Source organism: Acidithiobacillus ferrivorans, from assembly GCF_016250455.1.
Lineage (GTDB): Bacteria > Pseudomonadota > Gammaproteobacteria > Acidithiobacillales > Acidithiobacillaceae > Acidithiobacillus > Acidithiobacillus ferrivorans.
On the sequence record NZ_CP059488.1, the window covers coordinates 654692 to 670385 of the forward strand.

A 15694-nucleotide genomic window follows, 5' to 3' on the forward strand; every position below is an offset into this window, starting at 1 on the left:
CATTCCCGGCGCCGCATCACCGGCACCGGCTCCGGTAATTCCTGACCCTGAACAAAGCGTTTACCCATCATCGTTCGGCTGGTTTTTCATCGGGTGAGCCCCATGTAGAGCATCGGCAATTTTTCGGGCAATCTCTGCACCTGATCCAGAACCACATAGTTGTTCGCGCCAAAAATGCGGGATACGTACTGGTCAGCCCGGGGATCGAGGCTCAGGCAGTAGGGAGAGATGCCGATCTGGGTCAGTTCTTCGACGGCTTTCTTGGCGTCATATCGCAGGTATTGGGGATCGCGCACATCGTTATCCGCCGGCTCACCGTCGGTGATCACCAGCAAGAGTTTTTTGTTGCTGGGCTGACGTTTCAAAATCGAGCCAGCATGGCGGATTGCCGCACCCATGCGGGTGGATAGTTGGCCGCTCATGCCCGCCAGACGGGACTTGGCACGGTCGTTGTAGGCTGCGCCGAAATCTTTGTAGCGAAAATATTCCACATCATGACGACCGTTTGAATCGAATCCGTGAATGGCGAAGGGGTCGCCTATTTTGTTGAGGGCATCGGCGAGCAGCACCGTAGCCTCACGTGCCAGTTGTAATACGGTGCTTTCCGAACCCAGCACCGGGTCATTGGTGGATTCGGACAGATCGATCAGCAGCAGTACTGAGAGATCACGCACCTTACGCACGTTGCGCATCATGATGCGCAAATCGGGCTGCTCGCCCATGCGCATCTCAATCATGGCACGTACAGCGGCGTTCAGGTCGATTTCATCGCCATCCTCTTGCTTGCGCAGGCGCTGCACACCTTGCGGTTGCAACGCTTCGATCAGATATTTGAGTCGACCGATGACAGGCTTGTGCTTGGCCACAATTTCATCAATGATCTCCAAAGCGCCACTTTTGGCCCGCTTTTCCAGCACGGTGCACCAGCCTGGTCGCTCCAGTTGCATCTGGTAATCCCACTCCGGGTAATGATAGGGCTCCGGCGGTGGCTCGCGACCCTCTTGTTGATTGAGACTGGTGGGTTCCTCATCGCGGAAGAATTCGCTGGATAGTACCCATATTTCGTTGGCGTCATCGCCTGCACCGGGCACGTCGATGGCATTGACCATTTCCATCACGCTGACGTACTTGCGGATTTGCTGCGTGGTGACGCCGGCGATCACCTGCCCGACTTCGCGGACATCCTCGAACTCCCACATATAACGGTTGTCGTCCCGATAGGGAATATCCGGCAGGTCCGCTGTGCCTGAATAGACCACCCCAAGTTGCTGTATTTCCGCAGCAAGGTGCAAACCGACCTCACGCGCCCATTCGGGGGAGCGCAGGCGATTCTGCTGCTCGCTGAACATCTGGCGGCCCATCGCCACCCAAGGATGGTCATCGAAATATTCCGGGTCCAGCAGAGCATGTGCCAAGCGCGCCATCAAGGGCGCGGCATCGTTGCCGGATGCGGGTGTTGCCGTGTGTAGCGGCAACCAGATTTGCCCGAGCCCAGGAAATCGCTTGAGGGCGATGGCTTCCACACGGGCATCCTCAACCAATCCGACCAGCGTCATTTGCATCGCACTAAGCCCGGCACTGTCAAATTGGTGCGTGGTGTATACCTGATGACAGGCCGCGTGGGCGGCACTGGCGCGGTATAGTGCAATGCCGGAAATGCGTGTTTCCTCACCTGAGGGTGCCAGCCACACCAAATCATCGTACGCATCGGGGAGATGGATAATGTATCCCTCAATGGAGGGGCGGTAGCCTTCGCGCCGCTCGAAGTCGCCGCTGGTGGGGCGCATGAAGAAATCGCGTCCCCACAAGGCGCGCAAATACATGCCGATGCGGCGCTGCACGTCGATGAACAGCGTGCCTTTGCGTTCCTTTTGCAGAATGCCCATAGATTCCGGGCTTTCCAACGCGAAATATTTTGCCTGGCCATCAAAATCGGTCTTGTGCGCCTGCGCGCCCCACAGCGCCCAGCGCCGCAGCCCGCCCAGGGTAAGCTGGCCCAGGAGTATGCCGAGGTGGTCCAGCATCGGACGCACCCCGCGCGGCGCCTGGGCGAGCAGCATATCGAGCAAGTGCAAATAAGCACGGAACAGCTCCGGATCCCCCAGTCGCGTGGCCGCCACGGGACTGCTGGAAAACATCGCTGCAATGACCGTGGCGCTGGTCTTGGAATACATTTTGATCCCGGCAGCGAGCATGTCATGGACGGCATCTTCGCCCAGTTCGCGCGCCACCGCCGGTGCGCTTTGGATAAATGACACCACCAGATCGGTGCCGCGTCCCAGGGACTTCAGGCTGGCCGCGCCTTTCAAATAGCCATTTTCCAGTCCACGCGGGGTGAACACCCGCGCTGCCTCATCCCAGGAGGCACGCAGCACTTCGCTGGCGTGCTCCCCGAGTTCGGCCAATATGTCCTGGTATTTTTCGAGTTCGACCGCCATCTTTGGCTCCGGATATCAGAAGAACGTGCTTACCGCAGCGTCGAGTGCGTCACGCATATCTGGGTCATCGGTGATCGGCCGAACCAGCGTCATACGGCATGCCGCCAATGGCTCCACACCCCTGGTAATAAGGCTGCCCGCGTAAATCAGCATACGTGTGGAGATCCCCTCGTCGAGGCCATGCCCCTTGAGATTGCGCGCGCGTTCGGCGATGGACACCAGTTTGCCGGCGATTTCAACACCGACACGGGTTTCGTGGGCAACGATCTCGGTTTCAATAGCGTGGGCGGGATAGCTGAAATCCAGTGCACCGAAACGCTGTTTCGTCGACTGCTTCAAGTCTTTCATTAAGCTCTGGTAGCCCGGGTTGTAGGAAATTACCATTTGGAAATCGGGATGGGCCTGTACCAGTTCGCCCTTCTTTTCCAGCGGCAGCACACGTCGCGCGTCGGTAAGCGGGTGGATCACCACCGTCGTGTCCTGGCGCGCTTCTACCACTTCGTCGAGATAGCAGATGGCCCCAAAACGCGCGGCAATGGCCAGTGGGCCATCCTGCCAGCGGGTGCCGGAAGCGTCGAGCAGGAAACGGCCGACCAGATCGGATGCCGTCATGTCCTCGTTACACGCCACGGTAATCAGTGGCTTGCCCAGCTTCCACGCCATGTATTCAACAAAGCGTGTTTTCCCGCAACCAGTAGGTCCTTTCAGCATCATGGGCATGCGTACCGAATAGGCCGCTTCGTATAATTCTACTTCGTCGGCTACCGCACGGTAGTAGGGCATATCTTGAACGAGATATGGATCAATTTCGGGTGACATTATTTCACTCCTGAGGCCAAAAATAAGGCATTTAATCGGGCCACACCCGCCGCGGGTGCAGGTTCTTGTGACCCTTTGAGCGCCGTGTGGAGGACCGTTCGTCCCCCGATGCGCGCGGTGATAGCGGCGGCTTCTCGTCCGGATGGGCCGTACTGCTGCCTTTCGCTTGGTCATCCGGCGCGGCCGACGCGCACGCCTCTGTCGTCGGCGACGGGGTATCGACTTGCTGCGCTTGAACCTGGCGTACCCCTTGCGCCAGTTTGGATCCCAACTTCTTCACAGGCATAAGACCTCCTCAATGATCGCTTCCATATCCGCCACGGCTGCTTGGGCGCGTTTGCCCAGTCCGTAAACGCTTGTCCCCTCGACCGCGGCGCTGCGATAAGCCGCACGCCGCTGCATGCCGGCCTGCAATATCGGTATATCGAACTCCGCCAGGGCCTCGCGCATGGCGCGAGACAGGGCATTACGCGATTCCAGTTGATTCAGCACCAGTCCTGCGCGCAAGTCCGGATTCAAGTGCCGGGCCTCGCCCAGCGCTGCCGCCATCCCCACGCTGGCCCACAGATCAATCGGGGAGGGCAACACCGGAATCAATATCACCTGAACCGAGCGCATCACCGCGGCGACCAGGTCACCCTGAATAGCTGGCGGGCAGTCCACCACCACGTAGCGGTGGGTACATGCCAGTTGCGCAATGGTGGCGAAGGGATCAGCGCCAGGCTGTGCCACCGGCGGCAGGCCAGTGTGGGTCGCGGCCATGGCGACCCACTGACTGATCGAACCCTGAGGATCAGCATCCACCAAGTGGGTGGCAGCGCGTCGTGCCAGGCCCGCCGCGAGATTCAGCGCCAGGGTGGTCTTGCCGGTACCGCCCTTTTGGTTCATTACTGCGATGATGCTGTCCGCCATGTTTGCCCCTGCTGCCGCTGCTGTCGGTCCGCCGCTTTAGGCCCTGTCCGCAGTGGCCAGCGCTTCCATCTCGCCCATGAAGCTGGATTTGCGCTCGGCCAGCGCAACCTGACCTTCGGCATCGATACTGATGTTGACGTAGGTTTTGCTGAAGCTCACATTTGGATAATAATCCTCGCGTTTGGACAGATCGGCCATTTGGTCCAGAAAATGCCGCGTCTTGGCGTAGCTCCCGAACTCAAATCGCCAGTTCAGCGTGGGCAGACGTTCCTGTGGCCCTGATGGTGCCGCACTTGGATTAGTTCCAGCATTCATGACGTCTCTCCTTGATGCATCCCGGTCAACATGCCATCCAGATCACGCAAGTGACCCAGTTCCTCTTGCAGCAGGTCGGCGAATAAAGTTTGCGTCTCTGCTGCACGCACTCGGGCGCAGTAGTTGGCGGCTTCTTCGTACAGACGAATGACCTCGATCTCCAGCTCGCGGTCGATCAGCAGCATTTCCTCCAGCGAACGGCCCGGTCGGATGGGCGGCAGTTGAGTACCATTGGATGGGATACCCAACACCAGCATGCGCTCGATCAGTCGCTGCGCATGCCCAAGCTCCTCCTCCGCATCACGGCGGAAACGGCTACTGTATTCCTTCAACTGCCACATCGCGGTCAGGCTGGACTGGGTGAGATACTGCTGCACGGCAGCCATCTCGGCACTGAGCGCGCGCGTCAGGTAGCCCGTCATTCGCGGATCGTTCGCCATGGCCGGGTCGGCGCTAGCTGAGCGACTGGCTGACCACGCCATCCAGCCCGCTGTCACCGGCATCGGGCGCCTTCGGTAGTATGTTCTCCACCTCGGAATGCACGCGGGCGATGATGTGGGCGGCCACCAGGCCATCGCCGACACGCTCGCACGCATCCGCCCCGGCCCGCACCGCCGCATTCACCGCACCGGTTTCACCGCGCACCAGCACGGTGACATAGCCGCCGCCCACGAACTGGCGACCCACCAGGCGCACTTCCGCCGCCTTGGTCATCGCGTCCGCCGCCTCGATCGCCGGCACCAGGCCGCGCGTTTCAATCATACCCAGTGCCACTCCGCTGACGTTTGCCATTTTCATTACTCCATGTACTGCTTCGGTTGATCCGTTTAAACCATTTATTCCGTCGGGTTGCTGGGCAGAATATTTTCCACTTCACTGTGCACGCGGGCGATGATGTGGGCGGCCACCAGGCCATCGCCGACACGCTCGCACGCATCCGCCCCGGCCCGCACCGCCGCATTCACCGCACCGGTTTCACCGCGCACCAGCACGGTGACATAGCCGCCGCCCACGAACTGGCGACCCACCAGGCGCACTTCCGCCGCCTTGGTCATCGCGTCCGCCGCCTCGATCGCCGGCACCAGGCCGCGCGTTTCAATCATACCCAGTGCCACTCCGCTGACGTTTGCCATTTTCATTACTCCTTTTCTGGTTCGCTTGACGCTAAGTAATACTGCTCATTCCACCGGGCTGTTGGGCAGAATATTTTCCACTTCACTGTGCACGCGGGCGATGATGTGGGCGGCCACCAGGCCATCGCCGACACGCTCACACGCATCCGCCCCGGCTCGCACCGCCGCATTCACCGCGCCGGTCTCACCGCGCACCAGCACGGTGACATAGCCGCCGCCCACGAACTGGCGACCCACCAGGCGCACTTCCGCCGCCTTGGTCATCGCGTCCGCCGCCTCGATCGCCGGCACCAGGCCGCGCGTTTCAATCATACCCAGTGCCACTCCGCTGACGTTTGCCATTTCAACTACTCCTTTCGGTTAAAAAAACGTTTAATTCCCTGTCTGTCCAGCACTGGGATCCCAGTGATCAATGATCCCGGCGATGGTCAGGTCAGTCAGTATCCGATAATCCCCCGCAGCGTAACGGGCGGCCGAACCGCTCACGGCAATCACCCATTTGCCTGGTGGCACACCGACCGGGTCGGCGGCCACGCTGAGCCGACCCTTCGCATCGGTGAGTACCCGGAGCGATGCATTCTGCAGGCCCGGTATACGTCGGGTGGCCACGAGATCAGAGACGACGCGCATGATGTCCAAATCGGCCCCCTTAATCTTCCGACCAGTGGTCGATGATGCCGACGATGGTAAGATCGCTCGGGAAGTCTTTACTGCCCGCCGCTTCGCGCGCTGCGGACGAACCGACGCAAATCACCCAGTCGCCAGTGACACAGCCCACTGCATCCACGGCGATGCTTCTTGAACCGCCCATTTCCTTGACCACCAGCAGTGGCCGGTGCCCCATTTCCTTGATCCGGTTGGTCGAAACCAGGGTTTTTTCCACTTGACAAATCTTCATCGTGCGCTCCGTAATGCCGCGGCACCATTCGCCTCGAGCGCTTCGATCGGGCTGCCCGAGGCCTTGTCCTGCACGGTCATGCCGCATACCAGCAAACCCTGCCGATGCAATTCCGCATAGCGCGACTCGATCGCGGCCTTGACCCGCTGGCAGTGTTCTACCGTGCGTTCGCGACTGCCGGGCACGCGACGGTCATAGCGGAAATGAATCGCCACCGGCACGGGTAATCCGTGTAGAACATTGATCCGGCTAAAAATCTGAATGCCCACGTCGAGATCTGGCCCCCCTTCCTCCACCGTGTGCAAATACACGAAATACGCCAGATTACGCACCTGGAATTCTTCGAATCCATCCCCCACACTGATGAAGCGTTCGTTGTGGCCAATGTCCGGGTAGCGTCCTTCCCAGTTGCCGCATACATACTCAATCTGCGACAGGTTGTTGATCAGTAGTGTGGCGATGAGTCGGCGCATGCCTTCGTGTGGCTCGCCGTTGCCCTTGCCCCAGCCATCCGTAGCACTGGCGGCTTGAATCGCCTGATACACCTTGAGTCGCGCAGTGCTGGCATCCTCGTTGAGCGTTTCCTTATATAAGGTCAGATTGCTGACCCAACGATACAAACTCATTTCGCCATCGGCATCGGGCACATGCACCTTGATGCCATCGGTATCCGTATCCACCCCGATCAGCAAAGTATCTACCGAGGCCCCGCAGCAGAAGCTGTTTTCGATGGCCTGACGGAATTCGCGCAATCGCCCCAGGCCGGCTTCTGCTGCATCCCTTTCGTTGCTGTGATGCGCCGCACAACCCTCGTGGGCGGGATCGGAACTGCTCCAGTGGTACACCACTATTTTCAAGTACCGCGTACCCGCGTCGGCAGGCACCGGACGGCCTTCGCGATAGCGCATCAGTTCGGTCTCGATCCAGCGTTTTACGTTGGCTTCCACGTCGAACATGGCACCGGCGTAAGCCTTGCGGCTGCGCACCGCGTCATCGGGCAGACGCAGTATGTAGCGTATCAGCCCCTTCAGACGCCCATCCGAGCACGGCGTGATATCCACCGCGTGGTAACCACAGTCGAGCAAGAATGAGCTCATCTCGTCCGAGTTCTGCAGCGGCGGCGCGACCTGCGTTTGTTCCGCCATGAGGCGAATGGTGTGCATGACGCACGCTCCATACAGCGCGCGCATATCCAGCTTGGCTATCCAGGCATCCTCCAGAATGCCGACGGGCAACGTGAAGCCCAGATCCGCGTCGGCAAGGCGCTGTGCGCGCTCAGGAAAATCGGCCTCATGCTGCTGGGCGGCAAGCCGCTTCAGCGCCGGAATGATGGCCGCGAAGTGCCCCTTTATCGCCTGCTCGTGGGCCAGCAGGCGGCGGTTCTCCGACTCATTGCTGAGCGGGTGCCGACAAGGTCGTCCCTGGTCCATAGCGCAAGCCGGGTTAGCTGCATGCATTGGGCTGTGCAGCAGTTCGTGTGATGCGAATGCCCGCGACGGCGGCCGTGCTTGTAACGCACTGGCTGGCGTACCCAGACCATAAGGGGGTCGGTTTGCTCCTGGCTGAGGGCTCAGATGCCGCCCGGGACGGTTTCTCGTGTTCATCGCAATCTCTGGTCCGCGCTTCGTGGATGGGCGTGCAGTCGCCGTAGGTATCACATTAACCTCGTGCACCGCCGGAATAGGTGATAGAAGAGCCTTTGGCATCGTTGCCGCTGCTGCCGGTCACTCGACTGATGGGCAATTCCGGCCGCTCGCGGTCTTTCAACTGCGCAGCCCCGACCAGCGTACCGCGTTGATCTCCGCGCAAGGTCGGGTTGCGGCGCGTAGAGGTGCCTTCGGTGCCGGTAATGCTTTCATTCCGTCTCCAGGCCGCCCCCGTGATGGCAAAACCCCCTTCACGTCCATCCCCGGTGAGGCGGCTGCGCGGCGCTTCCAGCGCTGCGGCCACAGGTGCGGCCACCGGTGCGGCACTATAGGCCTCATCCCGATAACGGAACTCGGGGGTGCCGGAAACCAGACCTGCCGCCAGATTCACCGGACCGGTAATGCGCCCCACCGCACCATAGGCGGTACCGGTAACACGGCTGAGTGCCCCCCCCTGCGCGCTGCGCGCCGGGGTCGTGACGCTAAAATTTCCGCGGACCGCTGCCACCTCCGGGGCAGCGACTGCCATGCGCAGCGCATCGACCGGACCACGGGTGAGTGGATGCATCCGCGTCCCATCGCCATTCGGCAATGCCCGCTGATCCTCGCCGCCATAGGGCGTTCCACTTAAAACCAGTCCTTCACCACGGGCGGAACCAGTCACCTTGCTGTCCGGGCCCAGCCGGATACCGGTCATCATCGCACTGGCGACGCCACTTCGGCTCGCCATCAGGGCCCGTGCCGTGGTCTGATGGTCCGCTGCGCAAAATGCCACATACTGATCGGGACCCGCATATTCCGTGCCCGTGACCGGCTGGCAGCCGCCATATTCATCTCCGGTGACCTTGGGGCTGCGTTCCACCGACGTTCCGGATACCGACTGCTCGTGCCAGGTGCGCATCACACTGACTTTTTCCGCTACGGAAACGGGCTTCCGGTTGCAGGCCTGATACTGCGCCAGTCCTGCAGATTCTGTGCCCGTCACACTGGCGCAGACCCCACGTTCTGCACCCGTCACGCGCTCTCCGGGGGCTGTTTCCGTACCGGTCAAAGCCTGCTCGCGCAGCGTACTCATCACGCTCACCTTGTGCGGAGCACTGCCGCCATCGCGACACAGGCTACCGAACGACTCCGGCTGGTAATATTGGCTGCCGGTGAGCTTGCGGCAGGATCCGGGCTCATCCCCAGTCACTCTGGCGCTGCGTCCGACTTCGGTTCCACTCACGCGCTGACCAGCCTCGGTGGCGGCTACGCCGACCTTGGCTGGCGTAAGCGCCGGCCGGGTTGCGCAAAAGGATTCAAATTTGTCGGCGCTGAGATATTCGGTGCCGGTCACGGCCTTGCAGGAGCCGTGTTCGTCGCCGGTGACCTTCACGCTACGGCCTATCTCCGCACCACTCACACTTTGACCTCGGGCGGTACGGCCTACGCCCACCTTAGCCGGAGCAGGCTCGGGGATGGCGGCGCATAACGTGCCATACTGCTCGATGCCGATATATTCAGTGCCGGTGATGGCCCGGCAACTGCCCGGTTCGGTACCGGTGACCCTGGTGCTACGCTCCACCTGGGTGCCAGTCACGGGGGTGCCACTCAGGGTGGTTCCTTGCTCCACTTTGGCAGGTGCTGCAGGTTTCTGACGGATCCGGCCGCTGGGTCGGCACGCAGGCTGGTCGCCGCGCCCTTGCTGACAGAGCGCGTCACGGCGCATCTGGGCTGCGTCGCGCCCGCTCAATGATGTACGCGAAACAGGGATCCGCGCGGGCCCTTCTGCCATTTTTCCCTGACGGGACAGCGCGCGGCGGCGCTCCTGGCAAAGCTTGCGCACCGCAGAGGTGCTCGACCCGGCCACAGATGCCGGATCTTCGTCTACCAGCGTGCATACTGCCTCAAGCAACTGCTCCCGCTCGGCGATTTCAGTTGCCGCCTTCCCTTGGCAGCCGCAGCTATCAGAAGAGGCGGCGCCTGGTGCTGCAGCAACCGTTTCCGCAGGCGTGGTGGTAGTCGGCAGGTCCGAGGCAAGTACACGAATCCCCGTGCGCACCGCAGACTGGCTCTGCGGCGATTCTATGGCACCGCCGCCTTGCGACAATGCTTCACGGCGGGCACGGGAAAGCGACTTGCCGGTAGCCCCTGGCGCCGCCATGCCCGCCGTATTGCCCGCTGTCCGCGCCGGTGCGGGGGATTTTGCCCCCAGCGCGGCGGCACCGTTGTGTGACAGCGCCCGCCGCCGCTCCAGTGCTGCAGCACGCGCCGAGCGCGGAGACGCCATATTGTTTGCCATAGAGTCGCTCATGCCTTGATCCTTCCGTATCCATCAAACCCCTGTGCGAGCCATCCGCTGGATAGCCCAGCACCCATCTTGCTTAGCGCCCGCGAAACACCACAAAGGAGCTGCCCTGGCTCTGCGAGTAATTGTCATACCCGATCAAGCGCACGTGGTGGCCGGGGTGAGCGCGATGGCATGCCTCCAACTCAGCGATAACGGTGTCCACCGACTGCTCGCCGAACATGGGCAGTTTCCACATGTACCAGTAGTATGTTGATGCGCGTTCAGGCTCCACGTGCTCGATGCCGGGGTTCCAGCCCTGACTTATGAGATAGGCGATCTGACGGCGCATTTTTTCCGGTCCCATTGCCGGCAAATAAGAGAAGGTTTCGTACTTGGGTGTCGAGTTGTAGTCTTGAATGTCAGCCATTTTCTATCCCTTTCTTTAGTGCGCGGAGCGAGCCGTCAAGCCACACGCCGCGCGGATTTTCGTTTGTGCCTTTGCGATGACGGTCCCGGGATCAGCGGTTCACTACGTCCAACTTGTCTACGGTGTCGAACTCGAACTTGATCTCTTTCCAGGTTTCCAGAGCTATCTTCAACTCCGGACTATCTTTCGCAGCGTTGGTGAGGATGTCCTTGCCCTCGCGCTCCAGATCACGTCCTTCATTACGCGCTTCTACACAGGCCTCCAGCGCAACGCGATTGGCAGCTGCTCCGGCAGCGTTGCCCCATGGATGCCCCAGCGTACCGCCACCGAACTGGAATATTGCATCGTCGCCGAAGATGGCTAATAGCGCTGGCATATGCCAGACGTGGATGCCACCAGAAGCCACGGCGAATACTCCAGGCATGGAGCCCCAGTCCTGGTCGAAGAAGATGCCGCGACTGCGGTCCTCGGGGACGAATGACTCGCGCAGCAGGTCGACCCAGCCCTGAGTGGCGCCGCGGTCACCTTCCAGCTTGCCAACCACTGTGCCGGTATGCAGGTGATCACCACCCGACAAACGGAGCGCCTTGGCCAGCACACGGAAGTGGATGCCGTGATGCGGATTACGGTCCACCACCGCATGCATGGCACGATGAATGTGCAGCAAGATGCCGTTCTTCCGGCACCAACGCGCCAGACCGGTATTGGCACAGAAACCACCCGTGAGGAAGTCGTGCATGATGATGGGCATATTGAGTTCCTTGGCGAACTCTGCCCGTTCATACATTTCCTCGGGCGACGGCGCTGTAACATTTAAATAATGTCCTTTGCGCTCGCCAGTTTCAGCTTCGGCGGTGCGGATCGCATCGGCCACAAACAGAAACCGATCACGCCAGCGCATGAAGGGCTGCGAGTTGACGTTCTCATCGTCCTTGGTGAAATCCAAACCACCGCGCAGACATTCATAGACTGCACGACCATAATTCTTGGCAGATAGACCGAGTTTGGGCTTGATGGTACAGCCAAGCATCGGTCGGCCATATTTGTTCATTTTGTCGCGCTCGACCTGGATACCATGCGGCGGTCCATTGCAAGTCTTGACGTAGGCGAGCGGGAATCGTACATCCTCTAGGCGCAGCGCACGCACGGCCTTGAAGCCGAACACGTTACCCACCAAAGAGGTGAAGACGTTAACCACAGACCCCTCTTCAAACAAATCTATGGGATAGGCAACGAACGCGTAAAAGCAGGTGTCATCGCCTGGCACATCTTCAATGCGATAGGCGCGGCCCTTGTAGTAATCCATGTCGGTCAACAAATCGGTCCACACTGTGGTCCATGTGCCGGTAGAAGACTCGGCAGCTACTGCGGCGGCGGCTTCTTCACGATCCACCCCTGGTTGCGGCGTAATCTTGAAACAGGCTAGGATATCGGAATCCAAAGGCATATACTCGGGGGCCCAATAGGTCTGCCGGTAGTCCTTTACACCGGCCTCATACTTTTTTACGGCCATGCTTGCTCTCCTTGTGTCATGGTAGACGACGATGATTGGAGCCACCTGCTAGGCACCAATGCTTGAGTGGCATTGTGGATGATCTGAAAATTTATAAAAGTAAAATATATTTACTATTATGATTTACTATGGTTTACTGTTTGCATGTCTATTCGTCACGCTACCTTGCACCAACTCAAGATCTTCGCTGCCGTCGCTCGACACATGAGCTTTGCCCGTGCCGCTGAAGAACTGCATTTGACACCACCCGCCCTGTCCATCCAGGTCCGACAACTTGCCGAGGCCGTTGGCCAGCCGCTTTTTGATCAAATAGGTAAGAAAATCTATCTGACAGCGGCAGGGGAAGCGCTAACGTCGGCGTGCCACGATGTCCTGGATAGACTGGAATATTTCACGCAAGAGATAGCCGCCCTCCAGGGACTGGAGAAGGGCAGCTTGAAGGTGGCCACGCTCTCCACCACGAAATACTTTATCCCACGTATGTTGGGAGGATTCTGTACGGAACATCCTGGTGTCGCTAGTGCTTTGTTTATTGGTAATCGGGAGACCCTGCTGGAGCGCCTCGCGCGTAACCAGGACGACCTCTACATCCTCGGTCAGCCGCCAGAACATATGCATGTTGTCGCGGAAAGTTTCGCTGATAACCCCGTGGTAGTGGTGGTCCGACCGGACCACCCCCTAATGTCGGAAAAAGACATTGAGCCATCTCGCCTGCAGGACGCACCATTTATTTTGCGCGAGCCCGGTTCGGGAACGCGCCTGGCGGCAGAGAAGTTTTTCGAGCAACACGGCGTTGTTCTCAGAACACGTATGGAATTTGGTAGTAATGAGGCTGTCAAGCAGTCTGTGGCTGGCGGTTTGGGCATTGCCGTGCTCTCTGCCAGTACGATACGTGCGGAACTCGCCAGCGGAGAACTAGCGATACTCGACGTGCGCGGTTTTCCGCTGGAGCGCAAGTGGTATGCGGTTTATCCGGCGGGAAAACAGCTTTCCCCAATCGTCAAGGCCTTTATGGAGTACCTGTTTGCGGCACCGGCACATGGTGAAAATGGACCAAGTCTTCCAAAAGGGTAGGGTGAGTTATCTCAGGAATAGGCCCTGAATCTGTCAATTAACCCATCCATCTTTCTATGTCTAGTAAGCGCCACCCAAGTGCGCTGCGTACTGACCACCAATTTCTGAGTGACCAGTTACGCTGCGATTCTGTCGTTCGCGTCGAGAGGGCGAATCGCGGCTAGGGGGTGGGAGCGGCGGTAAGCCATGCTTCTATAATCCTAAATCCGGCAGTTACCCCTGCAGAAATGGTAGATTACCCTTGATAGGGTTAGGCTTCCCTGATTATGGAGGCTCACCCTATGGGTGAAGAAGAAAATCACCCACAAAAGGTCATTCCTGAGTCCGTAAAAGTTATGTTCGCAAACGCCATGGACGGGCGCCTTCAGGGGTTTTGGGATAGATCATGTGGTGTTCTTTGTGGAATTCCTGAAGACTAATGGTCTGTTGGATGGAGGAGGAGACTGCCAGCTGTTATACCACAGCTCCAATGACCCGAAGAAACGAGAGGAACCGGGGGCCTTGTGCCTCCCTATTCTGGGGACAACGACGCTGGATACCCTGTATCCATGACGCTGGGGCTTCATCTAAGCCAGGGGTTCACGGCAGGGGTGAAAAACAAGTATTCCTTAGGGTTTGGCATTGAAGATGCTGTCATTCTTCTGTCTTACTCTCAGCAAAATGAATTACCGAAGACCCATTCACGGTCGCTTGTCACTCGGACGCTACTCCTGATGTCGCTCTCTCACACATCGCTATTCTGCCTGCTTACCATCCATTGCGGGTAGAGGGGGGCCGGAGCGGTTATTGCTGATAGGATAGCCACATCTTCCTCGCTCAATCGGACCTGGACGGCTCCCAGATTGTCTTTCAATTGTTCCATTCTTTTTGCCCCGATGATCACGGAGCTGGTACCAGGCTGAGCAAGGAGCCAGGCTATTGCCACTTGGGGAATGGTCGCGCCGATTTTCTGGGCGATGGACTCGGCGGCTTCAACAGCGTCATAGCCATGCACTTGGTCGATGGGCGGGAAATCAAAGTCCTTCCGTCTGCTGTCCGCAGGCGCGGATGTATCCCGACGATATTTGCCGGTGAGAAAGCCACCCGACAGAGGTGACCAAGGGAGAACTCCAAGTCCCAGCTCGCGACACAGGGGGAGCAGTTCGTGTTCCAGATCTCGTCCGACCAGAGAGTAGTAGGCCTGCAAGGAGGAGAAACCCGTCCATTGGCCGATATCTGCTAACGCCTGCGCCCGGGCGATGTGCCGAGCTGGCCAGTTGGAGCAACCCACATAGAGCACTTTGCCGCTGCGCACCAGGTCATCAAGGGCACGCAGCGTTTCGTCCATGGGTGTACGGCAGTCCCAGCCATGAACTTGGTAGAGATCGATATGGTCCGTGCCCAGACGACGCAGGCTGGCATGGCAAGCCGTCATGATGTGCTTGCGGGATAGGCCAGATCCATTGGGATCCACATCACTCATGGTGCCGCGTACCTTGGTAGCGATGACGGCGGAGTCTCGATCTATCCCGTTATTTTTCAGTGCGTTTCCAAGAATCTCTTCAGACTCTCCACGGGAATAAACGTCCGCACTATCGAAAAAATTGATGCCCGATTCCCATGCGTGACGCACAATCTCGTCGGCCTCCTTCTGGCCAACCGTCGCGATATTGTAAAAAGCGGAGCCGAACGTCATGGTTCCTAAGCAAAGAGTGGAGACCTTTATGCCGGTACGACCGAGTTGACGATATTCCATAGGTTCACCTCGCGAATAGAAAGCTAAGAATTTTGGGGTTGTCAGTGGAAGCAACCACCCCACACTACGGTCGCACGTCCGAAACCTACTCGCGGACTCTACATAATAAACGCTGTTTTGGAAATGCCAGTAAGATGACTGACCACCGGCGGTGCCAAATATCGGTATCAGGTTTTTCGCTCGGAAACAGTGGTATGATTCACAGACGACCACCTCTCCGAGCAGTAAATTAATGGTGATCCAAGGATCTCAGGTCAGCATTGTGGCCATGAATCAGACCTGTAGTTGGGGTGTTGATCTGCAGCGCATGCGGAGCGCTGTCGTGGTGGCACTACTCTGGGTCGCCCAGTTTTATGTATAGCATAGCGACACCGTTCGTACCAAATGGCCAGCATTGACAGGGCTTACAGCCAGCTCGACATGCACGCTATACATAATCACGAGGTATACTGAAAGACTGATAGCGGTCATTCAGCAGCGGAGAGCAAATGACATCATCCGACCCGTTGCGGCCG

Annotated in this window: 18 protein-coding genes; 3 read left to right on the plus strand and 15 right to left on the minus strand. The window is 58.9% G+C overall.

Features of this window, described 5'->3' with window-relative positions; translation table 11 throughout:
* Positions 1 to 86 precede the first annotated feature (86 nt).
* The 14 genes from H2515_RS03290 to H2515_RS03355 form a co-directional block, all read right to left on the minus strand.
* A complete protein-coding gene (locus H2515_RS03290) occupies positions 87 to 2438 on the minus strand; it encodes a nitric oxide reductase activation protein NorD (protein WP_035192208.1) in 2352 nt (783 codons plus the stop codon).
* Between the two features lie 15 nt (positions 2439 to 2453).
* Positions 2454 to 3257 (minus strand): CbbQ/NirQ/NorQ/GpvN family protein, encoded by an 804-nt coding sequence (locus tag H2515_RS03295; protein WP_035192209.1) that lies wholly within the window; start codon positions 3255 to 3257, stop codon positions 2454 to 2456.
* A 276-nt stretch (positions 3258 to 3533) separates the two neighbouring features.
* A complete protein-coding gene (gene parA, locus H2515_RS03300) occupies positions 3534 to 4169 on the minus strand; it encodes a ParA family partition ATPase (RefSeq protein WP_035192211.1) in 636 nt (211 codons plus the stop codon).
* Positions 4170 to 4205: 36 nt separating this feature from the next.
* Positions 4206 to 4484, minus strand: a complete 279-nt coding sequence (locus H2515_RS03305) for a hypothetical protein (RefSeq protein ID WP_065413624.1) — start codon at positions 4482 to 4484, stop codon at positions 4206 to 4208.
* Complete coding sequence (locus tag H2515_RS03310; protein WP_232821530.1) at positions 4481 to 4987, minus strand: ferritin-like domain-containing protein; 507 nt, start codon at positions 4985 to 4987, stop codon at positions 4481 to 4483. Before H2515_RS03310 ends, H2515_RS03305 begins: the two co-directional genes overlap by 4 nt.
* Complete coding sequence (locus H2515_RS03315; protein WP_014030440.1) at positions 4938 to 5276, minus strand: BMC domain-containing protein; 339 nt, start codon at positions 5274 to 5276, stop codon at positions 4938 to 4940. The genes H2515_RS03310 and H2515_RS03315 overlap by 50 nt, the downstream gene beginning before the upstream one ends.
* 44 nt (positions 5277 to 5320) lie before the next feature.
* The gene (locus H2515_RS03320; RefSeq protein ID WP_035192213.1) at positions 5321 to 5617 is read right to left on the minus strand and encodes a BMC domain-containing protein; all 297 of its coding nucleotides are present in this window, start codon (positions 5615 to 5617) and stop codon (positions 5321 to 5323) included.
* Positions 5618 to 5662: 45 nt separating this feature from the next.
* Positions 5663 to 5959: a BMC domain-containing protein gene (locus H2515_RS03325; RefSeq protein WP_014030441.1), complete on the minus strand. Its 297-nt coding sequence runs from the start codon at positions 5957 to 5959 to the stop codon at positions 5663 to 5665.
* A 30-nt stretch (positions 5960 to 5989) separates the two neighbouring features.
* Positions 5990 to 6247 carry a carboxysome peptide B gene (locus H2515_RS03330; protein ID WP_408626820.1) on the minus strand — a complete coding sequence of 86 codons (258 nt, stop codon included), beginning with the start codon at positions 6245 to 6247 and terminating at the stop codon, positions 5990 to 5992.
* 19 nt (positions 6248 to 6266) lie between these two features.
* A complete protein-coding gene (locus H2515_RS03335; RefSeq protein ID WP_198660908.1) occupies positions 6267 to 6515 on the minus strand; it encodes a carboxysome peptide A in 249 nt (82 codons plus the stop codon).
* The gene (locus tag H2515_RS03340) at positions 6512 to 8119 is read right to left on the minus strand and encodes a carboxysome shell carbonic anhydrase (protein WP_035192216.1); all 1608 of its coding nucleotides are present in this window, start codon (positions 8117 to 8119) and stop codon (positions 6512 to 6514) included. The genes H2515_RS03335 and H2515_RS03340 overlap by 4 nt, the downstream gene beginning before the upstream one ends.
* Positions 8120 to 8174: 55 nt before the next feature.
* Complete coding sequence (locus tag H2515_RS03345; RefSeq protein ID WP_198660909.1) at positions 8175 to 10454, minus strand: CsoS2 family carboxysome shell protein; 2280 nt, start codon at positions 10452 to 10454, stop codon at positions 8175 to 8177.
* Between the two features lie 70 nt (positions 10455 to 10524).
* Positions 10525 to 10857, minus strand: coding sequence for a ribulose bisphosphate carboxylase small subunit (locus H2515_RS03350; protein ID WP_014030446.1), 333 nt, complete (start codon positions 10855 to 10857; stop codon positions 10525 to 10527).
* Positions 10858 to 10948: 91 nt separating this feature from the next.
* Complete coding sequence (locus H2515_RS03355; protein WP_014030447.1) at positions 10949 to 12370, minus strand: form I ribulose bisphosphate carboxylase large subunit; 1422 nt, start codon at positions 12368 to 12370, stop codon at positions 10949 to 10951.
* Positions 12371 to 12514: 144 nt separating this feature from the next.
* Here H2515_RS03355 and H2515_RS03360 point away from each other — a divergent pair, with 144 nt between their 5' ends.
* On the plus strand, positions 12515 to 13444 hold the full coding sequence (locus H2515_RS03360; RefSeq protein WP_065413986.1) for a LysR family transcriptional regulator: 930 nt from the start codon (positions 12515 to 12517) through the stop codon (positions 13442 to 13444).
* Positions 13445 to 13725: 281 nt separating this feature from the next.
* The gene (locus H2515_RS03365) at positions 13726 to 13863 is read left to right on the plus strand and encodes a hypothetical protein (protein WP_156103839.1); all 138 of its coding nucleotides are present in this window, start codon (positions 13726 to 13728) and stop codon (positions 13861 to 13863) included.
* Positions 13864 to 14168: 305 nt separating this feature from the next.
* Here H2515_RS03365 and H2515_RS03370 read toward each other — a convergent pair whose 3' ends face one another.
* Positions 14169 to 15179: an aldo/keto reductase gene (locus tag H2515_RS03370; protein ID WP_035192218.1), complete on the minus strand. Its 1011-nt coding sequence runs from the start codon at positions 15177 to 15179 to the stop codon at positions 14169 to 14171.
* Positions 15180 to 15411: 232 nt separating this feature from the next.
* Here H2515_RS03370 and H2515_RS16285 point away from each other — a divergent pair, with 232 nt between their 5' ends.
* A complete protein-coding gene (locus tag H2515_RS16285; protein WP_269802059.1) occupies positions 15412 to 15540 on the plus strand; it encodes a hypothetical protein in 129 nt (42 codons plus the stop codon).
* Positions 15541 to 15694: the final 154 nt, after the last annotated feature.

What these genes read in the sequence shown, in the direction of transcription:
- H2515_RS03290 (WP_035192208.1), bottom strand. Translation starts at nt 2,438, where the DNA reads ATGGCGGTCGAACTCGAAAAATACCAGGACATATTGGCCGAACTCGGG.
- H2515_RS03295 (WP_035192209.1), bottom strand. Translation starts at nt 3,257, where the DNA reads ATGTCACCCGAAATTGATCCATATCTCGTTCAAGATATGCCCTACTAC.
- parA (WP_035192211.1), bottom strand. Translation starts at nt 4,169, where the DNA reads ATGGCGGACAGCATCATCGCAGTAATGAACCAAAAGGGCGGTACCGGC.
- H2515_RS03305 (WP_065413624.1), bottom strand. Translation starts at nt 4,484, where the DNA reads ATGAATGCTGGAACTAATCCAAGTGCGGCACCATCAGGGCCACAGGAA.
- H2515_RS03310 (WP_232821530.1), bottom strand. Translation starts at nt 4,987, where the DNA reads ATGCCGGTGACAGCGGGCTGGATGGCGTGGTCAGCCAGTCGCTCAGCT.
- H2515_RS03315 (WP_014030440.1), bottom strand. Translation starts at nt 5,276, where the DNA reads ATGGCAAACGTCAGCGGAGTGGCACTGGGTATGATTGAAACGCGCGGC.
- H2515_RS03320 (WP_035192213.1), bottom strand. Translation starts at nt 5,617, where the DNA reads ATGGCAAACGTCAGCGGAGTGGCACTGGGTATGATTGAAACGCGCGGC.
- H2515_RS03325 (WP_014030441.1), bottom strand. Translation starts at nt 5,959, where the DNA reads ATGGCAAACGTCAGCGGAGTGGCACTGGGTATGATTGAAACGCGCGGC.
- H2515_RS03330 (WP_408626820.1), bottom strand. Translation starts at nt 6,247, where the DNA reads ATGCGCGTCGTCTCTGATCTCGTGGCCACCCGACGTATACCGGGCCTG.
- H2515_RS03335 (WP_198660908.1), bottom strand. Translation starts at nt 6,515, where the DNA reads ATGAAGATTTGTCAAGTGGAAAAAACCCTGGTTTCGACCAACCGGATC.
- H2515_RS03340 (WP_035192216.1), bottom strand. Translation starts at nt 8,119, where the DNA reads ATGAACACGAGAAACCGTCCCGGGCGGCATCTGAGCCCTCAGCCAGGA.
- H2515_RS03345 (WP_198660909.1), bottom strand. Translation starts at nt 10,454, where the DNA reads ATGAGCGACTCTATGGCAAACAATATGGCGTCTCCGCGCTCGGCGCGT.
- H2515_RS03350 (WP_014030446.1), bottom strand. Translation starts at nt 10,857, where the DNA reads ATGGCTGACATTCAAGACTACAACTCGACACCCAAGTACGAAACCTTC.
- H2515_RS03355 (WP_014030447.1), bottom strand. Translation starts at nt 12,370, where the DNA reads ATGGCCGTAAAAAAGTATGAGGCCGGTGTAAAGGACTACCGGCAGACC.
- H2515_RS03360 (WP_065413986.1), top strand. Translation starts at nt 12,515, where the DNA reads ATGTCTATTCGTCACGCTACCTTGCACCAACTCAAGATCTTCGCTGCC.
- H2515_RS03365 (WP_156103839.1), top strand. Translation starts at nt 13,726, where the DNA reads ATGGGTGAAGAAGAAAATCACCCACAAAAGGTCATTCCTGAGTCCGTA.
- H2515_RS03370 (WP_035192218.1), bottom strand. Translation starts at nt 15,179, where the DNA reads ATGGAATATCGTCAACTCGGTCGTACCGGCATAAAGGTCTCCACTCTT.
- H2515_RS16285 (WP_269802059.1), top strand. Translation starts at nt 15,412, where the DNA reads ATGGTGATCCAAGGATCTCAGGTCAGCATTGTGGCCATGAATCAGACC.